The following is a 22,243-nucleotide window of genomic DNA, read 5'->3' on the forward strand; positions in this document are numbered from 1 at the left end:
CGGCAGCAGCGATTTTAATACATTCTGTTAGATGCCGGGAACCGCAGCTTTGGCGGCCGGACAACACTCAAAATTACCATGAAAACCAAAATCTTTATTTTGTTCCTGCTGGTTGCCCTGACCGGCTTCAGCGCGCACAGCCAGCACATTGTCAGTACCTTCAGCGCCAAACCCAATGGCGTAGTCGAAGTAGCGGGTCGCCTCGAGGACGGCAGTAAAATGGAGGACCTCAGTTGGGCCTGGAGTAGCCAGAATGCCTGTTTCGTTTCTACTAAACAGCACAAGTTCAGCGGCAACCACGTGCTGTATCAGACCGAGATCCCTCCGCGTTCCGAAATGACCATCCGGGTGATCCCCCGTGATAAAAATGCCGATTTCAGCCTGTACGCCTATTCCGGCGGCGGTGGGGCTGTCGTTCCCAATCTTCCCTATTGCACCAGTTGCGAGGCCGATTACAAATGGGATTTCAAACGTCGCGGCAAAACCCAGGACCACACCCGAAGTGTACAACTGCGGGCCATCAATAATCCCTTTCCGGTCACCATCGGCGTGGTGGGGGGACAGGGACTAAGCTCGGGCGATTTTATACTCGAAGTATCACTGGAAGGGGGCGAAACGCCGGAAAACAAACCCCAGCCGGATATTCCCATCTTCCGGATCGACAGTGAAAAAGGGAAAAGTCTCACCTACGAAGGGAAACTCAAGGAGGGGGTCTTCGTATACAAACTCGACTGGGCCTGGGACGGCCAGAATGCCTGTTTCCCTTCTACCCAGAAAGACAAATACGAAGGGCATCACCAACTCTACCTGACTGAGTTGCCGCGTCGTTCGGAATTAACCGTAACCCTGATCCCGGACAATCCGAAAGATCAGCTCAATCTATATGCTTATTCCATAGGAAGTGAACTACAGGTGGTACCGGACTTGCATTCCTGCGTCAGTTGTGAGGCGAGTTACATGGCGCGCTCCGGTCGGGACCCAGGCATCCGGCAGGTAGAATTGCGGGCCATCAATAACCCCTACCAGGTAGTGATCGGCGTTGCCGGAGCGAAGGGCGTTACGAGCGGCAGCTACCGACTGGAACTGAGCTTAAAATAATTCTACTTTTCGATCTTCAAATAATATGAATACCAGAGGACAAGGTTTGGACGATAATGCCCCGCAATCTCCCCGCAGAAAGGGGAAAAACTACCTTTTCGCCATAGCGATCGATCGGTACCGCTACAGCCCACCGCTCTACAATTGTGTGCGGGATGCGGAGCAGATCATTGCCCTTTTGCAAAAGAAATACCAGTTTGAACCGGATCATACCATCACCCTCTACAATGAAACCGCCACCGAAAAGAACATTTTCGATACTTTCAAAAAGCTCGTCAAGACCCTTACGCCCGAAGACAATCTGCTGATCCTGTATTCGGGGCACGGTGAATTCGAGACCGACATCGAAGAGGGCTACTGGATCCCCGTAGATGCCCAACTGGGCGATTTCAGCGATTACGTCTCAAACAGCCGGATCGTAAAATACCTCCGGGCCATCGACGCCCACCACATATTGATGATCGTGGATTCCTGTTTTTCCGGTACGCTTTTTGCACACCGCAACGCCGGAAGCGAACATTCATCCGCTTTCCGGCTCGATGAGATCCCTTCACGCTGGCTGCTGACTGCCGGACGCAGCGAAGTGGTTTCCGACGGAAAACCCGGAGATCACAGCCCGTTTGCGGACAACATCCTCTACTTTCTGGAAAATAATTCATACGATAGCCTGTCCATAGCGGACCTCAGTGATTCGGTGATCGATGCCGTGATCTACAATTCCCGGCAGACGCCTCGGGGAGAACCGCTTCAGGATGTCGGACACCGCGGCGGACAGTTCTATTTCCACCGCAAGGGGCACGTACCGGTCGCTCCGGTTGAGGACAATCCGGTGAAAACACATACCCATACCGAAACCCCGCCCACTACGACTACTACCGAAGAGCGCACCGGAAAAACTTCCTCCGGCGGTGGCGGTTTCTGGATACTGGCGGTTATTCTGGTAGCGGTGGTCGCAGCGATCATGGTAGCCGGTTCTCTCTTTAAACCGGAAGCGGAAGCAGTGACCGAGTTGGAGTATGAACCGGAAGAACTCTCGTCGGAGGATTATACAGGAAGTACCGAGACCACCCCGGTAGAAGTGCCACCAGTAACCGAGCCCAACCAAGAAACGAACAACCGGATGCAGCAGGCCTGGACCGCCGTTCGGAATATGGATACGGAAGAGGCTTACCGGCGTTTTATCGATCGTTTTCCCAAAAGCCGCCTGGCAAACGAAGCGGAGAAAAGGATCGCCGCCATGTACCGATACGAGTTGATGTTCAGTCCCAGTATCAAAGGGGCGCAGGAGCTATCCGTTAATTTCAGTACCGGAAAGCCGCCTTTTCATATCCGGATGATCCCACCTAATGGCGAAGCACTGGAAAAAACCTGGAATTCAAGAGATCAGTTTTTTATCGATCTGGGTAAGATGGAGGCCACCGGTGATGGTGTGAGTGTATTGAAGGTGATCGTGACGGATTATAACTTTAAAAAAGCGGGCCACGTTTTGCCGGTCTATTAGCGCCGGGCAGTTTTGAAAGCTGGGAAGTGCGCACCCTGCGATTGCTATTCAACACTCCGGGATAACTTGATCCCGGTACACTTCCCAACTCCGGTTGCGGCCCTACCGCTTGCTCCGGCTGATGCCCGGAGAAAATGGATCATTCGTCGTACGCAAAGAGTTCCAGATCGTCGATCAGTTCGATGATCTTTTCGGCGTAATTCGGATCCGTCGCATAGCCGGCTTTTTTGAGGCCTTTGGCCCACCCCCGGTAATCATCCGCAGACAGATCGTACAGGGGTTGATAGCGCTTGGCTTTCAGCAGCTGGCTGTGCGCCCGAAAGCTTTCCCAGGCACTCCGGTATTTGCGGAAAAAGTCCTTATGAGAATCATCGGTAAAATTGCTGCAGTGCCCTTTTTTGCATTTGCGTGAGAAGCACTTGATCCCAAAGTGATTGTTGTTTTTGGTCGCCAGGCGGCTCTCGCCGACATTGCTTTCCAGTAACCCCTGGGCCAGCGTGATGCTCGCCGGGATCTTGTACTGCTCCATTTCCTTCTGAGCGATCTTGTAGTAGCGTTGGACGTAAGCCAGTTGCTTCTTACGCTTTGCAGCCCGCCGGGCCAGATCTTCGTCGGAATATTTGTTCACATTGGAGTAAGTATTGGCCAGATTGGGGTCCTTGGATGTGGGTTTCCGTTCCGTAGTGAGATGACTCACCGTCATGGCCTTAGACTGGGCAGCCGGAGCCGGGCTTTTGGCACTGGTCAGTTTGGATACGTTCATGGGTTCCTGCGATTGCTCACCGTTACTCTCTCCCGTGCTTTCCTCGTAGAATCCCATGGGCTGGGCTACGGAATTGAGATTGAGATTAATACTGACGTCCTTGCGGATCAGGAGGAAGGCCCCCAGGCCCAGAAAAAAGGCACGCAACCAATACCGACGCACCAGATTTTCAGTCTGATAGCGCCAGTGCAGAAATTGCGCCCGGGCCGATGCTTTAATTAGTTGTAATTTTTGGTGCATGTTGCAATCTTTTGTGTCGATGAGCAATTGTGTGCACAAATTAAACCAAAATGTTTTTTAAAAACAAAAATAAAAAACAAAAAGTTTTTATTAAGTGTTTTTCACAGTTCTTTAAGACCTCATGTTCAAAGAATCAGATACCTTTGCGGGAAATAAAAAGCAAACAACATTCATGAAAAAAATAGTTTTAATGTTGGCGATGTCACTGGCCGTAGTCGGTACGGGTGTCGCCCAGAAATACGGACACTGCAACTTTGGCTCCCTGGTGAGCGCCATGCCCGGCACCAAACAAGCGGATACGGAACTGGAGGCTTATCAGAAGCAACTGGTCAGCAAAGGAGAAGAAATGGCAACTGCTTTCCAGCAGAAGGTTACGCAGTATTACACGGATCAGCAATCCGGTGATTTTACGCCGAAGGTCCTGGCGGACCGCGAGCAGGCCCTGCAACAGGAACAGCAGACCATTATGGCCTACGAGCAGGAGATCCAGCAAAAACTGGGAGCCAAACGGGAAGAATTGTTGAAACCGCTGGTCGAACAGGTAGAAGCCGCTATTTCCAAAGTAGCCAAGGCAAACGGCTACGTGATGATCTTTGACACCAGTATGTTCAACTCCATACTTTTTGCCGAAGAAGCCGTGGATATTACGGCCCAGGTGAAAACGGAACTCGGTATTGAATAGTAATTTCTCCGGGTAAACATATGCTAAGCCCCGGATTTTGAAATCTAAGCTATCAGGCCACGAATGCACCAGATGACCCAACAGTTTCTGCCGGTCTACTGCTCATTCGTGGCTTTCCTTTTTACAGCAAGGCGTAAGCCGGCCGGTTTTTAATCCGCGGGATATTCCACATAGTTCCGGGGCGTCTCATACAGCCGGACCTTGAGATCCAGACGATCCTCCAGGCGTTTGCGCAGCAGCTGCCAGATGACGTAACAGATATTCTCGGCCGTCGGGTTGAGCTCCCGGAATTCTTCCGTATCGAGGTTCAGGTTCTTGTGATCGAAGCGTTGCTCCACCTCTTCAAAGATGATCTCTTTCAGGACCTTCAGATCGATCAGGTAGCCCGTTTCGGGATCGGTCTCTCCCACTACTTTTACTTCCAGTTCGTAATTGTGGCCGTGGTAGTTATTATTGCTGCAAACTCCGAACACTTCGAAATTCCGTTCATCCGACCAGTCCGGCCGGTAAAGCCGGTGTGCAGCGTTAAAATGGGCTTTTCTGAAAACAGCTATTCTCATATTTTGACGGTAACTTTTGCGGCTCGGGGCGCCCGGATAGCCAGGCTTAAAACCTGGATCCCGCACCCCAATACCTAACATTTTCCGGTACATTTAGTTTGAAAACAGTCGAATGTGGTAAGTGTTAGAGAAAATAACTACTTTTACATTCAGAACACTTGGAAAGAATAAATTTTGAGTTCTATACATCAATTTAAAGTAGCAGGAATAGGCCAGGAGGAGATTGATTTTGCCGATTTTTCCGGCAAGAAAATATTGGTGGTCAATGTCGCATCGGAATGCGGCTTTACCCCTCAGTATAAGCAGTTGCAGGAACTCTATGAGTATTTCAATGATAAATTAGTTGTAGTGGGTTTTCCCTGCAATGATTTTGGAGGGCAGGAACCCGGTAATGCCGACACCATACAACAGTTTTGTGAACGTAATTACGGTGTGAGTTTCCCGCTTGCGGCCAAGATAAACATAAATTCGTCGGAGCCCCATCCTATCTACCAATGGCTGACGCAAAAGGCCAGAAACGGAAAACTGGATGCCACGGTTAACTGGAATTTCAACAAATTCCTACTAGACGAAAAAGGTCAGTTACTCGCTCATTTCCCTGCCTCCGTCAGTCCGGTAGATCCGGCTGTCACCGATCTGATCCAGGATCAATAAAAATTGATTGAACACTCGATAATTCTTTCCGCAAAGACTAATATACCATGACCTTTGCGGAGGTAATCGGCCAGTATAAAACCAAAGACGTACTGTTGCAGATGTTGCACAGCGACCGTCTGCCCCACGCCCTGCTGCTCCTGGGAGCGCCGGCGTGCGGACATTTATCCCTGGCTCTTGCTTTCGCCCAGTATCTGCTTTGCGAAAACCGGCAATCCACCGATGCCTGCGGTCAGTGCCGGCACTGCCTGAAGGCCTCCAAGCTCATCCATCCCGACCTCCATTTCTCTTTTCCCACCGTTGGTTCCAAGGTCATCAGCGACCAGTTTTTACCGGAATGGCGTAAGGCTATGGCCGAAAACCCCTATCTGGAAATTAACGACTGGCTGCAACGGATCGGAGCCGAGAACAAACAAGGGAATATCAATAAGGAAGAATGCCTCAACATCATCAAGAAGTTGAGCCTTAAAACCTTTGAGAGCAAGTACAAAGTGCTTGTTATGTGGTTGCCGGAATACTTGGGCAAGGAGGGGAATCGTTTATTGAAACTGATCGAGGAGCCACCGGAGAACACGGTATTTCTCCTGGTTGCCGAACAACAGGAAATGATCCTCAACACGATCCTTTCCCGTTGTCAGTTGGTCCAGATACCGCCGATGGCGGACGAGGATGTGATCAGCGGACTGGTAGCCCGGGGCGCCACATCCGAGAGCAACGCCCAGACCATTGCTCAGCTCGTAGACGGCAACTTCAACGAAGCCCTGGCGCTGGCCCGGCAGGAGGAAAGCGATCACGCCGGCCTGCTGCTCGACTGGCTTCGTAAATGCTACCGTGGTCAGGGTGTGGAGATCGTAGACTGGGTGGAAAACTTCGCCGGTCTGGGTCGCGAGAACCAAAAACATTTTTTGCGTTACGGCCTGCATTTTCTGCGGGAACTGACCCTGATGAAGGTGATGAGCGACCAGCCGGATTTCAACGGAAAATTCCGGCTGCCGGGCAAAGAGCTGGAAACCGCCCAACGCCTGGTAGGTGTCGTGGAACTGGATCAGTTGGAATTGCTCGCGCAATTGTTCACCGATGCCAGCTACTACGTAGAGCGCAACGCAAATCCGAAAATACTCTTTCTGGATGTATCCATTCAGATGAATCAAATATTTAAGCGGAGGCAGCCCGATTTGCAGCCCCGCGAAAAAATTAGTTTAGAAGAACGCAGTACATTAGGGATCCGGAAGTAAGCGTACCCAGGCAACTGGCACGGCTCCGGCCCTTCAATAAAACCGAGGAAAGATGGGATGTATAGGATGTTCTGTGGTTACCCCGAACGGCGAACCCGCCGGCTGCCGAAGCAACGGCGGCTGCAGCTCCGGAGGTTGTAACCGACTCAATACATATGACTGGCTGACCGCCAAAGAGATCACGGACGTTGATCCGTTCAATATCATTGAAGTTTCCTTCAAAAACGGCGCGCATAAAAATTTCTTTATCCGGGAGGACGCCACCCAGGTGACCACCGGCGAAATGGCCGTAGTGGAAACCGGTAATGGCTACGACGTAGGTAAAGTAACGCTGTCCGGCGACCTGGTGCGCCTGCAGATGAAAAAGAAAAAAGTGAGTGCCGGTGCCATTACCAATAAGGTGATCCGGCGCGCCCACGAGCGGGATATGGAGCGACTGGCCGAAGCCCGCAGCATGGAGAAGGCGACGATGATCCGTGCCCGGGTCATTGCCCGCACACTTGGACTGGAAATGAAGATCGGTGATGTGGAATACCAGGGCGATAAGCGAAAAGCCACATTTTACTACACCGCCGACGGCCGGGTGGATTTTCGCGAACTCATCCGCCACTACGCGAAAGAATTCCGGGTAAAGATCGAAATGCGCCAGATCGGAGCGCGGCAGGAATCCGCCCGGATCGGAGGACTTGGGTCCTGCGGTCGGGAACTGTGCTGTTCTACCTGGTTGTCGGATTTCAAATCCGTATCCACGGCAGCCGCCCGTTACCAGAACCTGGCGATCAACCAGTCCAAATTATCCGGACAGTGCGGCCGCCTGAAATGCTGCCTCAACTACGAGCTGGATACCTACCTGGATGCGCTGGAGAAATTTCCGAAGCATGCCGATAAACTGAGAACGGCGACCGGAACGGCTACCCTGATCAAAACCGATATCTTCAAGGGCATCATGTACTACATTAGCGAGGAAGGTAAAGGACGTACCCAGATCTTCACCATGACGGTGACGGAAGTACAGCAGGTGCAGGCCATGAACGCCAAAGGGGAAAAACCCCTGCACCTCAAAGAGATCGCCAGCTCTCTGCAATCGGAGGAAGTGGAAATGGATTTCGGTGACGTTACCGGCGCGATCGAACTGCCACCGGAAGAACGCAAGAAAAAACGGCGCAACCGGCGGAAAAAGAAACGCAATCCCAAATCCGGCGGCAATTCCCAGGGAGGCAACAACAACAACAACAACAACAACAACAACAACAACAACAACAACAACCAGCAGCCCAAAGCCAAGAAAGAGAAAGGTGGCGGTGGCGGCGGCAATAAGGGCCGGTCGAAAAAACAGGGAGAGAACAATGCTTCCAACGAGCAGGAAAAGTCCGATAAGCCAAACAATAAATCCCGTCGCAATAACCGCCGGCGCAACAAACGTCGCGGCAATCGCAACCAGGGACCGAAAAAGAAAGAGGATTAAATCCATGCCCTGTACAGCAAAATGCGGTTTCGTTTGTTAATAGAATGTGGGTAACCGTTGTTTTCTCGGGGAAACCCTGGATTCCAGCGCCACACTCCATTACTTTCTACCGCTTCACCCCAGGGGCCTGTTTACAGCAACTCGCAACTCGAATTAACTTAGAATAAATGAAATACGATGTTACCATCATTGGGTCCGGTCCGGGAGGCTATGTAGCCGCCATCCGCTGTGCCCAATTGGGTATGAAGACCGCCATCATTGAACGCTACCCCACGCTGGGGGGCACCTGCCTGAACGTAGGATGTATTCCTTCCAAGGCGCTGCTGGACAGCTCCGAACACTACCATGCTGCCCACGAAAAGTTTGAGAGCCACGGCATCAAACTCAAAGACCTGGAAGTGGATATGCCGCAAATGATCAAGCGCAAGGACGATGTAGTCCAGCAGACTTGTGATGGAGTAGCCTTCCTGATGAAGAAAAATAAGATCGATGTATTCCACGGACACGGTTCTTTCGTTGACGCCCATAAGATCAGCGTAGCGAAAGATGACGGCAGCACCGAATCCATCGAAACTGACAAAGTGATCATCGCGACCGGTTCCAAACCGATCACGCCGGAAGCGTTCAATTACGATAAGAAAAGAGTGATCACTTCCACCGAGGCCCTTACCCTGAAAAAGGTGCCCAAGAGGATGGTGATCATCGGGGGCGGTGTTATCGGCCTCGAACTCGGCTCGGTTTACGCCCGCCTGGGTACGGAAATTGAAGTAGTGGAGTTCCTGGATCGCATTATTCCCGGAATGGATGTAGATTGCAGTAAGGAGCTGATGCGCGCCCTGAAAAAGCTGGGCATGAAATTTCACCTGAAACACAAGGTGACCACGGTTAAGAAAAAACGCAGCGGCGTATCGGTCGAAGTGCAGAAGCGCGATTCCGAGGATACTTTTTCCATCGACGCCGATTACTGCCTCGTTGCCATCGGCCGCCGTCCCTACACGGACAATCTGGGGCTCGAAAACGTTGGTATTGAAAAAGACGATCGCGGACGCATTCAGGTAAACAACCACCTGGAGACCAATGTCCCGGGCATCTATGCGATCGGTGATGTTGTAAAAGGCATCATGCTGGCCCATAAGGCCGAAGAAGAAGGTGTACTGGTCGCCGAATTACTGGCTGGTCAACAGCCGCACATCGATTACAATCTGATCCCGAATGTGGTGTACACCTGGCCGGAAGTGGCCAGCGTAGGCCAAACGGAGGATCAGCTCAAAGAAGCCGGTGTTCCTTACAAATCCGGGAAGTTCCCATTCAAGGCACTGGGTCGCGCCCGGGCCAGTATGGATACCGAAGGGATGATCAAGGTACTGGCGCATAAAGATACGGACGAGATCCTCGGGGTGCATATGGTAGGTCCCCGTACCGCGGACATGATCGCGGAAGCCGTTGCCCTGATGGAATTCCGGGCGAGCGCGGAGGATGTGGCCCGTATGAGTCACGCCCACCCGACCTACACGGAAGCTTTCCGCGAGGCCTGTCTGGCCGCCACGGAAAACCGGGCATTGCATATGTAAACCGGAACAGACCGGCCGTAAGTCGCGGGATATTGCTCTCCGGGCAAACCAGCGACTTACGGCTTTTTCACAAGTAATTCTATTAACCGACATCAACAAAACAATGACTATTTGAATTGAATTACTAGCCAAAAAAACGACTTTAATTTGAAAAAGGCACTCTACGACAATCATGGCCGCCAGATCAGTTATTTGCGCCTGGCCGTTACCGACCGTTGTAATCTCCGCTGTTTTTACTGTATGCCCGAGGAGGGGATCAAGTACATGCCCCGGGAAGACCTGCTGACCTACGAGGAAATGGTCCGCCTGGTAAGCCTGCTTTCCAAAATGGGGATCGACAAGGTGCGCATTACCGGAGGAGAGCCTTTCATCCGCAAGGATATGCCCAATTTCCTCGCCGCCCTGAGCCGGCTGGATGATATCCAACAGATCAACATTACCACCAATGGTACTACTACGGCCGACTTGGTACCGGAACTGGCCCGCATGGGCATCCATTCCGTCAATTTAAGTCTGGATACGCTCGACCGTGATCGCTTTTTTCAGATCACACGCCGGGATAGTTTCGACAAGGTCATGGAAACCTTCGAAGCGCTATTGCAGCACGGCATAAAGACCAAGATCAACTGCGTAGTGATGGCCGGTCAGAATATTCAGGACCTCATTCCCATGGCCGAACTTACGCGCCGGCATCCGGTTAGCGTTCGTTTTATTGAAGAAATGCCGTTTAACGGAGAGGGGCAGCATTACGATCAGCTTCACTGGCATCACGCCAATATTCTGGCCCATCTCAAAGAACAATTTCCCGATATCGAAAAACTGCCGGACCCGCCATCCAGTACGTCCTATAATTATCAGATCCCCGGCCATCAGGGTAGTGTCGGTATTATTGCCGCTTACACCCGTACATTCTGCGGAACCTGCAACCGCATCCGCATCACTCCGCAGGGTACGCTCAAAACCTGCCTGTACGATAATGGTGTGTTCAATATTCGCGACCTTATCCGGGCCGGAGCTACCGACGAGCAGATCGCCACTACCTTTCTGGATGCCCTCGGCAATCGCGCCCGCGACGGCTGGGAAGCGGAAAGAAACCGTGGATTCAACGTTCCGGTAAAAGAATCTATGGCGAAGATCGGTGGGTAAGCAACGGGATTGGATTGACCGACATCGTTTAGAAGAAGAGAAAGATCACTTCATTCAAAGTGGCTGTTATGAGCCGCTGATACTGCTCACCCACAACAGCCACCTCGATCAATTAAAACTTAATGGTATCCGGCAGGTACTTAGCCGCCAGGTCTTCGTAGTACGGTCGCAGTTTTTTTACATCCGGCCGCACTGGTGATTTGGTGTACAGATCGTATTTATTGAAGATCTTCACCCACTTGAACAATTCGTGATCGTGCTCATTCATGAGGTGATCGTAAGCCCCTTCCCGGTGCTGGGCGTAGAAAGAATGGTACCGCAGCATATAGAGGCCTTCTTCCGGCAGATAATCCTTCATGACGTGGTAAATGTACTCATCGTGCCCCCAAGACATCAGCACATTATCCAGACCGCAGTGTTCGTCGTAGATCCCGTAGGTGGTCTGGTATAGCGGGTTGTTATAATCGGGGTTGGCCGCAAAAAATTCCGGATAGACGATCCGGTCCGAATACTTGCACCCCACGGGGAAGGTATCGCCCACCACAGCCCACTGGGGCTCTCCGAAAAGGCAAAGCACCTTACCGAGATCGTGCAGGAAGCCCGTCAGGACGAACCAGTCCGGATGCCCGTCGGCCCGAATGGCTTCTGAGGTTTGCAGCAGGTGTTGGGTCTGATCCAGATCGATATCGGGATCGCTGTCGTCGATCAGCGTATTGAGAAATTCCACCGCATCCCACAGGCCCATTTCCCGGCGGTCCAGCTTCAGGAATTCCGCACGTTTCTCCTGTACAAAATCGAAGGTCTGGTAAGTATGGTTCAATCGGTAGAATTCCTTAACGGTATCCCGGGCGGGATCATCGTAATTGCGGTATTCTTCTTTCGCTTTCGGGGTACTTTCTTCCGGATATCTCACCAACAGATCATCTTCCCATTCATCCAGGCTACCCAGCGGATTCTGATTATTTTCGTTCATGCTTTCTAATTTTTCAGTTTGACGTATGAAAAATACGGAAATATTTTCTTTTGGAACGGGGAATTTAGCGGCCTGCATTTGCGGTTTGCATAATTAAACCGACGACCTACCTGCTTTCCCGGTTCTATTCCCGGTTTTCCTTCAGATCCAGCGCCAGTGTGCCTCCGCGGATGATATCCTGGTGACGAAGGCTCAGGTCGGGCAGCGTTTTTCCGTCAAAAGCGGCCGAGCCGATGTACAGTTTTCCGGCATCCCGACCGGGGGCCGTGATCTCAAAAGTTTTACCCGGGAAATAATCCGGGTGCAAATGTACTTTAACCCGCTCAAAAAGCGGCGTACTGATCAGATAAGCGGGGTTTTCTTCCGTTCCTCCGCTCATCTGGAACAGGCCCATTTTCAGCAATACCGCCAGACTCCCCATCAACCCCTGGTCTTCATCCCCACTGTAGCCGGTTTCGGGGGAAAGCCCTCCGTACACGCTATCGATCACCTGAGCGGTCCAGAATTGCGTCAGCTCCGGCCGGCCGAGTGACTGAAAGACAAATAAGGTTTGTATGGAAGGTTGGTTGCCGTAATTGATCGGGATCTCACTGTATTCGGGATGGGCTTCCTTTTCGTGGGAATTTCCGGACGTAAATCCGAGTTCGGATGCCTTCTCGAACTGTTGCTGTAGCTTGGCGATCGCCTGCTCTTTGCCCCCCATTAGTTCGGCCAGTCCCTCCAGGTCCTGCGGTACAAACCAGGTCGACTGCGCACCGTTCGATTCGTTGAAACCGCTCCGCTGGTATTGATACGGGCTGTAGGGATCCTGCCATTCTCCGGCTGCATTTCGGGGCCGCATCCACCCTACTTCCGGATCAAAAGTGTTTTTATAGTTTTTCGAACGTTCCATGAAATAGTTGTAATCGTCCGTTTTACCCAGCGCTTTGGCCATCTGGGCCAGGGTCCAGTCCTGATAGGCATATTCCATCGTCAGACTGGGACCATCCTGGTGGAAACCATAATTGCCGTTCGGATTGGGGTAAGGCACGTAGCCTTTGTTGATGTAGTCCTCCAGGCCACCTCCGATTTCGGTATCGTGCTCGTAGCCCGCACGGCCCATGGTTCCCCCCGGCATGTGGTTCTTTTTAAGCGCCTGGTAGGCCATTTCCGGATCGACATCGGTAATGCCCTTCTGGTAGGCACTTACCACAAAGGGCGTCGAAGAGGCACCCGTCATCACGTGGGTATAGTTGCCGCCGGAAGGTCCCCGTGGCACCAGTCCGCCATCGTGATAATACTGCAACAGGGACTGTACGAATTCATCGTAAATTTCCGGGTAGACCAGCCCCCAAAGGGTATTGATCGTCCACTGCGCCCCCCAGAATGAATCGGAATTGTAGTGATTGAACCTGGGTTTTCCCGCCGCATCCAGCGGTATCTGGCCGATACGAAAAGTGGCACCGGTATTATCCGGATACGCTCCGTTCACATCGCTGATGATCCGACGGCCCTGCAGCGCGTGCCACAGGTCGGTGTAAAAGCGACGCTGCTGCGTTTCAGTGCCTCCGCTGATCTCAATCCGCCCCAGCATTTCGTCCCAGTGGTCGGCCGAGGCTTCTTTGACGGCGTCGAAATCCCAGTGATCCAGTTCCGTTTGCAGGTTTTGCCGCGCATTTTCCACCGAAGTATAGGAGATTCCTACTTTCATGAGTAGTTCGGATGCGGCATTATCAGCAAAGGTCAGCAGGAATTTGCCATCCGGCCCCGGTTCCAGATCGACGATCGCTTCACTGGTTTCTACGTAGAAGAATACCGGACTGTCCTTCGGGCGGCGGCGGGTCGGTGCGTTCACCAGACTACCCGAAAAACCTTTTTCGCCCTCCAGCTTTACCGTACCGTCTTTGATATCAGAGGGTCCCAGGGTGCCTCCCATATTCAGTACCAGGCCCCGCCGTCCCGTTTCCGGGAAGCGATAGCGGTGGAAACCCACCCGGGTAGTGCTCGTCAGTTCTACATCAAGACCGTAGCGATCCAGGTGCAGCCGGTGGTAGCCGGGAGCGGCCACTTCCGATTCGTGCTTGAAGGCGGAGTAGTAATCCGCCATGACCGAAGCCGAATTTTCATCCGAATAAACCACCGGCAACACGGAAAGCCCCGACAACTGCCAGGCGTGGATATGGCTCAACCCTTTGATCGTATCGGTATTGTAGCGATAACCACTTCCCCAGGCGCCCCCGATCTGGGTATCCGGACTCAGATTGACCATCCCGAACGGGCGGGTCGCCGAATTAAAAAAGAACCAACGGGAATTGGCGGCATCCAGAAACGGATAAACCAGTTCCGAAGGACTTAATGCTGTGATCGGCGCATCGCCCACTTCCGTTCGCCGGTTGCAGGAAAGCAAAAGGCTGCCGGAAACAATAAATATAAATAGTGAAAACAAGTTTAGTGTAGCTCGCATATACGGTGCTTTTCAGATTTGATGTGCACCGGGAAGACTGCAATTTCCGCCGGCTACCCTTAATAGCCGGCGCGGCTACAGATCGCCCTCCAGTTCGCGTAGCAGTCCGCCGAGAATAGTCCTCATTCTGGGCTCGGCCGCCTGGGCTACGGCGATCACATCGGATACGCTCGTCTCTTTGATCTCGGATATAGGGAAACAACGATTGGTCACTACGGACATGACCGTCAGGTCCAGCCCACTGTGGCGGGCCACCAGTACTTCGGGTACGGTAGACATGCCCACCAGGTCACCGCCGATAGTATGCAGGAAGTTGTATTCGGCGGGGGTTTCCAGATTGGGACCCGGTAATGCCACGTATACGCCCTCGTGGGCACGGATATCGTGTTTGCGGGCAATGCCCAACGCTTTGCCGTTCAGGATACGATCATACGTATGGAGCATATCCGGGAAGCGCGGCCCCAGCCGTTCGTCATTGGCGCCCCGCAGCGGATTATCCGGCTGGAGATTGATGTGGTCCCGCACCAGTACGATGTCTCCGGCCTGATATTCGGCATTGGTGCCCCCGGCGGCGTTGGAAATAAACAAATGCCGAATACCCAGCCCTTTCATCACCCGCACCGGAAAGGTCACCTGCTGCATGGTATAGCCTTCGTAGTAATGAAACCGTCCGGCCATGGCCACTACGGGTACACCGTCCAGTTTACCAAAGATCAACTGCCCTTTATGGCTCTCCACCGTCGACACCGGAAAATGGGGAATAAAGCGATACGGAATGGCGATATCCACCTCCATTTCGTCGGTCAGTTTACTCAGGCCCGTACCGAGGATGATCCCGTAGCGGGGTTGGAATTCGGTCTGGGTCTGCAGGTAGGTTATGGCTTCGTTGATCTGGTCGTAGAGCATGATAATGTGCGAAAGTGTTGAGGTTTGAATGTGTTAAAGTGGGGGTGTGTTGAGGTGTTGAAGTGGGGAGGCGTTGAGGTGTGGGTGTATTAGTGTGTCTTGTAGAACTCCTCGGAATACCAAACATTAACACATTCCAACCTTAGCACCTTCACACATCAACACACCAACACTTCAGCACCTTAACACATAAAAAAATTAATCCACGATCATTGCCTCCCGGTCCAGCTGTTGCTGAACGATATTGGCCGGCAATTCCCGGTATTCGTACTGCTGGGTACGGAGTTGCGGTTCGAAACCGGCTTCGCGAATGGCGTCCTGAATGCCCTGGGCGGTAAAGCGGAAACGGGCCCCGGCGGCCGAGACGACATTCTCTTCGATCATGATGGAACCGAAATCATTAGCTCCGGCGTGCAGACAGACCTGGGCTACGGATTTACCAACCGTCAGCCAGGAAGCCTGAATATTGGTGACATTCGGCAACATGATCCGGCTCATGGCGATCATCCGGACGTATTCATCTCCCGTGCAGGTGTTGCGGGCCCGCTTGATCTTTTTCAGGATCGTATCCTCATCCTGGAATGGCCAGGGAATGAAGGCCAGAAATCCTTTAGCGTGTTCCGGTTTGCGATACTGTACTTCCCGCATCCGCACCAGGTGATCCATCCGCTCGAGGTTGGTCTCGATATGTCCGAACATCATCGTGGCGCTGGTCGTGATATCCAGTTGGTGGGCGGCTTCCATAATGTCCAGCCACTCCTGCCCGCCGCACTTTCCTTTGGAAATGAGGCGGCGAACCCGGTCACTGAGAATTTCGGCACCGGCACCGGGCAGACTGTCCAGGCCCGATTCCTTAAGCGCCTGCAGTACTTCGGTATGCGAGGATTGCTCCAGCTTGGTGATGTGCGCGATCTCCGGCGGCCCGAGAGCGTGGAGCTTCAGGTCCGGGTAAAGCGTTTTCAGTTCGCGGAACAGATCGCAGTAATAATCCAGTCCCAGATCCGGATGGTGCCCGCCCTGCAGCAGCAACTGGTCGCCGCCGAAAGCAAACAGCTCATCGATCTTCTTTTTATAATCTTCGATGGAAGTTACGTAGGATTCACCGTGGCCCGGCCGCCGGTAGAAGTTGCAAAACTTACAGTTGGCGATACAGACATTGGTGGTATTGGAATTCCGGTCAATGATCCAGGTTACTACTTTACCGGGCACGTGGTGCTGACGCAGGCGATCCCCTACGTACATCAATTCGGTCGTGCTTGCCTGTTCAAACAGGAAAACACCTTCCTCGGCGGAGAGGTCTTCCAATTGTAAGGCGCGGTGTAATAAATCGTCTATATGCATTATATGAATAGTTGTCAGTCGACTGTCAGCCATCGACTGGTGACTAAATATTGGCTATTCTGAAAACAAAGATACCCAGCCGTAGTTTATTAATAAAGCATAAAAACCAAAGACTTGTGGGTTTCCCGAATTAGTTATATATTTGCAGCAGATGACAAAAACCTAGGAAGAGGGAACACTGCGTTCCCTCTTTTTAATTGTATAAGCATTGGAAGCGAAAATATACGATCTCTTAGACGAGAAATTTGCGGAGGAAGAATTTACAGATTGTTTTCTGATCGAATTGAAGTTACACGCGAATAACAAGTTGGACATTTTCATTGACAGTGATACGGGCATCACTTTTGACCGGTGCCGCAAGATCAGTCGCTATCTGGAATCCTATCTTGACGAGTCGGGTTGGCTGGGCGAACGGTATACGCTGGAAGTTTCTTCCCCCGGAGTGAGCCGGCCTTTGCAGTTACTGAGACAATATCCCAAACACATCGGCAGAAAGCTGAAGGTGAAGCTCAAGGACGGCAGCGAGCTGGAAGGCACCCTTACGGAAGTAGGGGACGACCAGATCACCCTCGAGCGCAAAGTCGTGGAACGACAGGGCAAGAGAAAAAAACACATGAAAGTAAGCACGGAGATCCCGTTCGGAGATATCGACGGTGCTCTGGTGCAAATAAGTTTTAAATAACAGCATGGCGCAAGGGGCCCGGATAATGGCAATTCCCGCCCCCTGCTCCAGGCTCCATGCTAACTAAATAAAAATATGCGATGAATCTGGTAGAGACATTTTCGGATTTTAAAAATATGAAAAGTATTGATCGTCCGACAATGGTACGGGTACTGGAAGATGTATTCCGTACGCTGATCAAGAAGAAATACGGCTCGGACGACAATTTCGATGTAATCGTTAATACCACCAAAGGTGACCTTGAACTCTGGCGGGTACGGGAGATCGTACCCGACGGCGAGGTGACCGATGATCGCAGTCAGATATCTATCTCGGAAGCCCTGTCTATTGATGAGGACTACGAGATCGGCGAAGAATGTTACGAGCAACTCCAACTGGAAGATTTCGGTCGCCGGGCCATTATGGCCGCCCGGCAGACGCTGATCTCCCGGATCATGGAGCTGGAGAAAGACGAGATCTACCGCCAGTACTCCGAGCGTATCGGAGAGATCGTACTGGGTGAAGTACACCAGGTACTGAAGCGGGAGATCCTGATCATCGACGATGTGACCGAAAATGAACTGATCCTGCCGAAGAACGAAATGATCCGCGGAGATTACTTCCGCAAGGGAGATATGGTACGCGGCGTGATCAAGGATGTGGAAATGCGGAACAATAACCCGGTGGTGATCGTATCCCGTACGGACCGCACCTTCCTCGAAAAACTGATGGAACAGGAAGTACCCGAGATCGAGGACGGCCTGATCACCATCCGCAATATCGTGCGTATCCCGGGAGACCGCGCCAAAGTGGCCGTGGAATCCTACGATGACCGCATCGATCCGGTGGGTGCCTGTGTGGGGATGAAAGGTTCCCGTATTCACGGCATCGTCCGGGAACTGAACAACGAGAACATCGATATCGTCAACTATACCAACAACCCGAGCCTGTATATCCAGCGGGCGCTGACTCCGGCCAAACCGACAACGATCAACCTGGATTCGGAAACCATGCGCGCCGAAGTGTATCTGGAAGCGGATCAGGTAGCCCTGGCGATCGGGAAAGGTGGTACCAATATCAAACTCGCCAGTGAATTAACGGGTTTTGAGATTGATGTTTACCGCAACAACGAAGTCGAGATCGACGATGTGGATCTGGACGAATTCAAAGATGAAATTGAAAACTGGGTGATCGAGTCCCTGAAAAGTATCGGTTGCGATACGGCTCGCAGTGTACTCGAACTGAGTGCTTCGGAGTTGCTCCGCCGCACTGACCTGGAAGAAGAAACGGTCGAAGAAGTCCTCGGAATTCTGGCCGCGGAATTTGAAGAATGATTCAAATAAATTCCGGAAGTTTCTAAATATGAGGGAACTATTCACCTTCACCGTTCGTTGTATTGATTTGGTGAAGGTGAAAATTTCCCGATTTTACAGCTAATTCAAGTCTTTTATGGTATGTAGTTGCCATGAAGACCTTTTTACTGTTATCTTTGCACTGCTCTGAGGAGAGTAGTGGTATTTGTATCATGTTATCGGAAGATACATATCGATTTTTTTAATTATGACAGGCAAAAGCTTTGTGCAATGAGCCTCTTATTTTATTCATTAACCAAAAGGTAAATAGAATATGTAAGACTTCAAGAACGAGGAGCTTAAAGTTTTTGTCTATCTACAAGCGTAGCGAAGCTCAAAAATTTATTAATGGAGAAACGTTTGATTAAGATAGCAAAGGAGCTTAACGTAGGTACTTCTACCATCGTTGACCATCTTACTAAAGCGGGTTTTGATATAGACAACAAACCCACAGCCAAGGTGAGCGATGAGATGTACACTGAGCTGTTAAAAGAGTTCCAGAAGTCCATTGCCATCAAAGAAAAGGCCGACTCCCTGGTTATCGGTAATCGACCGGTAGGTGGTGGAAAAGGCGCACCTGAATCTCCTCCCACCCCTCTATTCAACACTCCTGAGTCCGAAGCCCCTGCTGATAAAAAAGAGGCTGCACAACCGGGTGCTCAGGAAAAAGAAAAGAAATCGGAAAACAGGATCTCCCTGCGTCCACAACCTCAATTGAAAGTAGTGGGCAAAATAGACCTGGAAAATAAAGAGAAGCCTCAGGCCGAAAAGGCCAGTCAACCCGAGGCCAGTCCGGTACAACCACCCGTAAAAGAAGAAGTGGAAAAGCCAGCGGCAAAATCCGAGCCGGTCCAACCAGCCGAAAAACCGGAACCCGTGGCGAAGAAAGAGAAAGAAGAGGCTCCCGCGAAAGAGGAGAAAGAACCAGCGAAAGAGACAGCTCCTGCCAAAGAAACAACTGCTACCCCACCGGTAGCGGAAAAGCAACCTACTCAAGAATCTGTAAAAGAACAAAAGGCAGAAGCCGAAAAGCCCGTGGTAGAGCAGCCCAAAATTGAGAAAAAAGAGCCGGTTTCCGAGCAAAAGGAAGAAAAGCCCGTAGCTAAGGAAAAAGAGCAGCAGGAAGAAAAGCCTGCCAAGTCCGAACCGGCCCCGCACGCTGCTCCCGCAGCGAAGACAGAGACACCTCCTGCATCTTCTCCTCCTAAACCTAAGGCGGCCGAAGCATCCAGTTCCGAAGAGCAAACCACTAAAGATCCGGAAAGCGTTATCCGTGCGGAAGCGCCCGAACTCCGGGGTCTGAAGATCCTCGGTAAGATCGATACGGATAAGCTGAAGCGTCCGAAGAAGAAGAAAAAGGAAACCGCCAAAAAGGAGACCGGCAAAGCCGGAACTACCGATAACAAGAAGACTTCCGAAGGAGGTGACGACAGCAATGCGCCGAGAAAGCGCCGTCGGAAACGCAAAAAGATCACGACCGATTCACCTCGTTCCAATCAGAGCGGCGGCAACCGGGGTTCCAGTCGCGGCGGCCAGGGCGGTGGCAGAGGACGCAATCAGAAAGACGAGGTTAAGGAGGTTTCCCAGAAGGAGATCGAAGAAAAGATCAAGGCTACCATGGCCCGGATCTCCGGGGGTGGCAAACGCAAACGCCAGAAAATCCGTCGCGAAAGCCGGGAACGTACCCGCGAGCGTCAGGAAATGATGGAAATGGAAACCACCAATGACAAGCTGAATGTAACGGAATTCATTTCCGTACAGGAGCTGGCCAACCTGATGGACGTATCCGTTTCCGAAGTGATCATGACCTGTATGAACCTGGGAGTGATCGTTTCCATCAACCAGCGTCTGGACGCGGAGATCATCGAACTCGTAGCCAGCGAATACGGCCACGAAGTAGAATTCATCACCGCCGAAGAGCAGATCGGTATCGAAGATGACGAGATCGAAGACGATCCCGAAGATCTGGAACCGAGAGCGCCGATCGTAACGGTTATGGGTCACGTTGACCACGGTAAGACTTCTTTACTGGACTATATCCGAAGCGCCAACGTGGTTTCCGGTGAGGCGGGTGGTATCACCCAGCACATCGGTGCCTACGAAGTAACCCTGTCGGATAACCGCTCGGTTACCTTCCTGGATACACCGGGTCACGAGGCCTTTACGGCCATGCGGGCACGGGGTGCCAAAGTAACGGATATCGCGATCGTGATCATTTCGGCGGACGACAGCATCATGCCACAGACGCGCGAGGCCATCAGCCACGCCGAAGCGGCCGGTGTACCCATCGTTTTCGCCATCAACAAGATCGATAAACCGGGGGCCAATCCTGAGAAGATCAAACAGGACCTTGCCTCTATGAACTACCTCGTGGAATCATGGGGTGGTAAATATCAAAGTCAGGACATTTCCGCCAAAACGGGTCAGGGAATTGAGGACTTACTGGAGAAAGTACTGCTCGAAGCAGAACTGCTGGAACTGAAAGCCAACCCGGATCGCCCGGCCGTTGGTGTGGTTCTGGAAGCTTCTCTGGAAAAAGGACGTGGTTATGTAGCCAAAATGCTGGTGAATACCGGTACGTTGAAGATCGGTGACCCCGTCGTTGCCGGCGAACACTCCGGTAAGATCAAGGCCATGTTCAACGAACGCAACCAGCGGGTAAAAGAAGCCGGACCTTCCGATCCGGTACTGGTACTCGGTCTGGATGGTGCACCGCAGGCCGGTGAAACGGTTAAAGTAACCGAATCCGAACAGGATGCCCGGCAGATTGCCAACAAGCGGGCTCAGATCATCCGTGAGCAGGCCAACCGGGCTACGAAACGGATCAGTCTGGATGAGATCGGCCGTCGTCTGGCACTGGGTAACTTCAAGGAACTGAACCTCATCGTAAAAGGTGACGTGGATGGTTCTATCGAGGCCCTGTCCGACTCGCTGATCAAACTGTCGCAGGAAACCGTTCAGGTGAACGTGATCCACAAGGCGGTCGGTCAGATCATCGAATCCGATGTACTGCTGGCTTCTGCTTCCGATGCGATCATCATTGGCTTCCAGGTTCGCCCGTCTATCGGTGCGCGTCGTCTGGCCGAACGCGAAGGTGTTCAGATCAAGATGTACTCCATCATTTACGAAGCGATCGAGGAGATCAAACTGGCCATCGAGGGTATGCTCGAACCTACCAAGGAAGAGAAGATCGTGGCCCAGGTGCTGGTGCGGGAAGTATTCAAGATCAGCAAAGTGGGTACGGTTGCCGGATGTTATGTCGAAGAAGGGAAGATCACCCGGAACACCAAAGTACGGATCATCCGGGATGGTATCGTTATCTATCCTACCCGGGAGAACGTTGTCGGCGAGTTGTCCTCTCTGAAGCGATTTAAAGAGGATGTTCGCGAAGTGAAGAACGGTCTGGAATGTGGTCTGACGATCAAGAACTTCAACGATATCAAAGTCGGTGACATTGTCGAAGGCTACGAAGTCATTGAAATCAAACAGAAACTGGAACTCTAATCGTTTCGGGCATCTGTTATCATAAACCGGTGAGGCGGTATTCGGAAAGTTTCCGGATACCGCTTTATCATAATATGACCGTGCGGGCGGAAAAGCAATGAAAATCAAACTGAGTGCGGGGACCGGCACCCGAGTGCTCATGCTTTCA

Annotated in this window: 17 protein-coding genes; 11 read left to right on the forward strand and 6 right to left on the reverse strand. The window is 51.9% G+C overall.

Going from position 1 to position 22,243, the window contains the following annotated elements; genetic code table 11:
- Positions 1-78: 78 nt before the first annotated feature.
- Positions 79-1,098 (forward strand): hypothetical protein, encoded by a 1,020-nt coding sequence (locus CRP01_RS24200; protein ID WP_099152693.1) that lies wholly within the window; start codon positions 79-81, stop codon positions 1,096-1,098.
- 25 nt (positions 1,099-1,123) lie between these two features.
- Complete coding sequence (locus tag CRP01_RS24205) at positions 1,124-2,599, forward strand: caspase family protein (RefSeq protein ID WP_099152694.1); 1,476 nt, start codon at positions 1,124-1,126, stop codon at positions 2,597-2,599.
- A gap of 139 nt (positions 2,600-2,738) precedes the next feature.
- On the opposite strand, the gene CRP01_RS24210 is transcribed toward CRP01_RS24205, so the two are convergent.
- A complete protein-coding gene (locus CRP01_RS24210; RefSeq protein WP_099152695.1) occupies positions 2,739-3,602 on the reverse strand; it encodes a glycoside hydrolase family 73 protein in 864 nt (287 codons plus the stop codon).
- A 172-nt stretch (positions 3,603-3,774) separates the two neighbouring features.
- Here CRP01_RS24210 and CRP01_RS24215 point away from each other — a divergent pair, with 172 nt between their 5' ends.
- Positions 3,775-4,284 (forward strand): OmpH family outer membrane protein, encoded by a 510-nt coding sequence (locus CRP01_RS24215; RefSeq protein WP_170110517.1) that lies wholly within the window; start codon positions 3,775-3,777, stop codon positions 4,282-4,284.
- Positions 4,285-4,433: 149 nt separating this feature from the next.
- On the opposite strand, the gene CRP01_RS24220 is transcribed toward CRP01_RS24215, so the two are convergent.
- Entirely contained in the window at positions 4,434-4,844 is a 411-nt protein-coding gene (locus tag CRP01_RS24220; protein ID WP_099152742.1) for a 6-pyruvoyl trahydropterin synthase family protein, read from the reverse strand.
- Between the two features lie 174 nt (positions 4,845-5,018).
- On the opposite strand from CRP01_RS24220, the gene CRP01_RS24225 reads away from it, so the two are divergent.
- The 5 genes from CRP01_RS24225 (at position 5,019) to moaA (ending at position 10,915) form a co-directional block, all read left to right on the forward strand.
- Positions 5,019-5,498: a glutathione peroxidase gene (locus CRP01_RS24225; protein ID WP_099152697.1), complete on the forward strand. Its 480-nt coding sequence runs from the start codon at positions 5,019-5,021 to the stop codon at positions 5,496-5,498.
- Between the two features lie 47 nt (positions 5,499-5,545).
- On the forward strand, positions 5,546-6,733 hold the full coding sequence (locus CRP01_RS24230; protein ID WP_099152698.1) for a DNA polymerase III subunit: 1,188 nt from the start codon (positions 5,546-5,548) through the stop codon (positions 6,731-6,733).
- A 52-nt stretch (positions 6,734-6,785) separates the two neighbouring features.
- On the forward strand, positions 6,786-8,198 hold the full coding sequence (locus tag CRP01_RS24235) for a PSP1 domain-containing protein (protein ID WP_099152699.1): 1,413 nt from the start codon (positions 6,786-6,788) through the stop codon (positions 8,196-8,198).
- A 167-nt stretch (positions 8,199-8,365) separates the two neighbouring features.
- Positions 8,366-9,769 (forward strand): dihydrolipoyl dehydrogenase, encoded by a 1,404-nt coding sequence (lpdA, locus tag CRP01_RS24240; RefSeq protein WP_099152700.1) that lies wholly within the window; start codon positions 8,366-8,368, stop codon positions 9,767-9,769.
- A gap of 147 nt (positions 9,770-9,916) precedes the next feature.
- Complete coding sequence (gene moaA / locus CRP01_RS24245) at positions 9,917-10,915, forward strand: GTP 3',8-cyclase MoaA (RefSeq protein WP_099152701.1); 999 nt, start codon at positions 9,917-9,919, stop codon at positions 10,913-10,915.
- 112 nt (positions 10,916-11,027) lie between these two features.
- Here moaA and CRP01_RS24250 read toward each other — a convergent pair whose 3' ends face one another.
- The 4 genes from CRP01_RS24250 to mqnC form a co-directional block, all read right to left on the reverse strand.
- Complete coding sequence (locus tag CRP01_RS24250) at positions 11,028-11,888, reverse strand: inositol oxygenase family protein (RefSeq protein ID WP_099152743.1); 861 nt, start codon at positions 11,886-11,888, stop codon at positions 11,028-11,030.
- Positions 11,889-12,012: 124 nt separating this feature from the next.
- Positions 12,013-14,331 (reverse strand): GH92 family glycosyl hydrolase, encoded by a 2,319-nt coding sequence (locus CRP01_RS24255; protein WP_099152702.1) that lies wholly within the window; start codon positions 14,329-14,331, stop codon positions 12,013-12,015.
- Between the two features lie 75 nt (positions 14,332-14,406).
- Complete coding sequence (locus CRP01_RS24260) at positions 14,407-15,237, reverse strand: purine-nucleoside phosphorylase (RefSeq protein ID WP_099152703.1); 831 nt, start codon at positions 15,235-15,237, stop codon at positions 14,407-14,409.
- 198 nt (positions 15,238-15,435) lie between these two features.
- Positions 15,436-16,578, reverse strand: a complete 1,143-nt coding sequence (mqnC, locus tag CRP01_RS24265) for a cyclic dehypoxanthinyl futalosine synthase (RefSeq protein ID WP_099152704.1) — start codon at positions 16,576-16,578, stop codon at positions 15,436-15,438.
- 208 nt (positions 16,579-16,786) lie between these two features.
- Here mqnC and rimP point away from each other — a divergent pair, with 208 nt between their 5' ends.
- The 3 genes from rimP to infB all read left to right on the forward strand — a co-directional run bounded on the left by rimP (position 16,787) and on the right by infB (position 22,095).
- Positions 16,787-17,260: a ribosome assembly cofactor RimP gene (rimP, locus tag CRP01_RS24270; RefSeq protein WP_099152705.1), complete on the forward strand. Its 474-nt coding sequence runs from the start codon at positions 16,787-16,789 to the stop codon at positions 17,258-17,260.
- 80 nt (positions 17,261-17,340) lie between these two features.
- A complete protein-coding gene (gene nusA / locus CRP01_RS24275) occupies positions 17,341-18,573 on the forward strand; it encodes a transcription termination factor NusA (RefSeq protein WP_099152706.1) in 1,233 nt (410 codons plus the stop codon).
- Positions 18,574-18,939: 366 nt separating this feature from the next.
- Positions 18,940-22,095 (forward strand): translation initiation factor IF-2, encoded by a 3,156-nt coding sequence (gene infB, locus CRP01_RS24280; protein WP_099152707.1) that lies wholly within the window; start codon positions 18,940-18,942, stop codon positions 22,093-22,095.
- Positions 22,096-22,243 lie beyond the last annotated feature (148 nt).

The organism is Flavilitoribacter nigricans DSM 23189 = NBRC 102662 (assembly GCF_002646595.1).
Taxonomy (GTDB): Bacteria; Bacteroidota; Bacteroidia; order Chitinophagales; family Saprospiraceae; genus Flavilitoribacter; species Flavilitoribacter nigricans.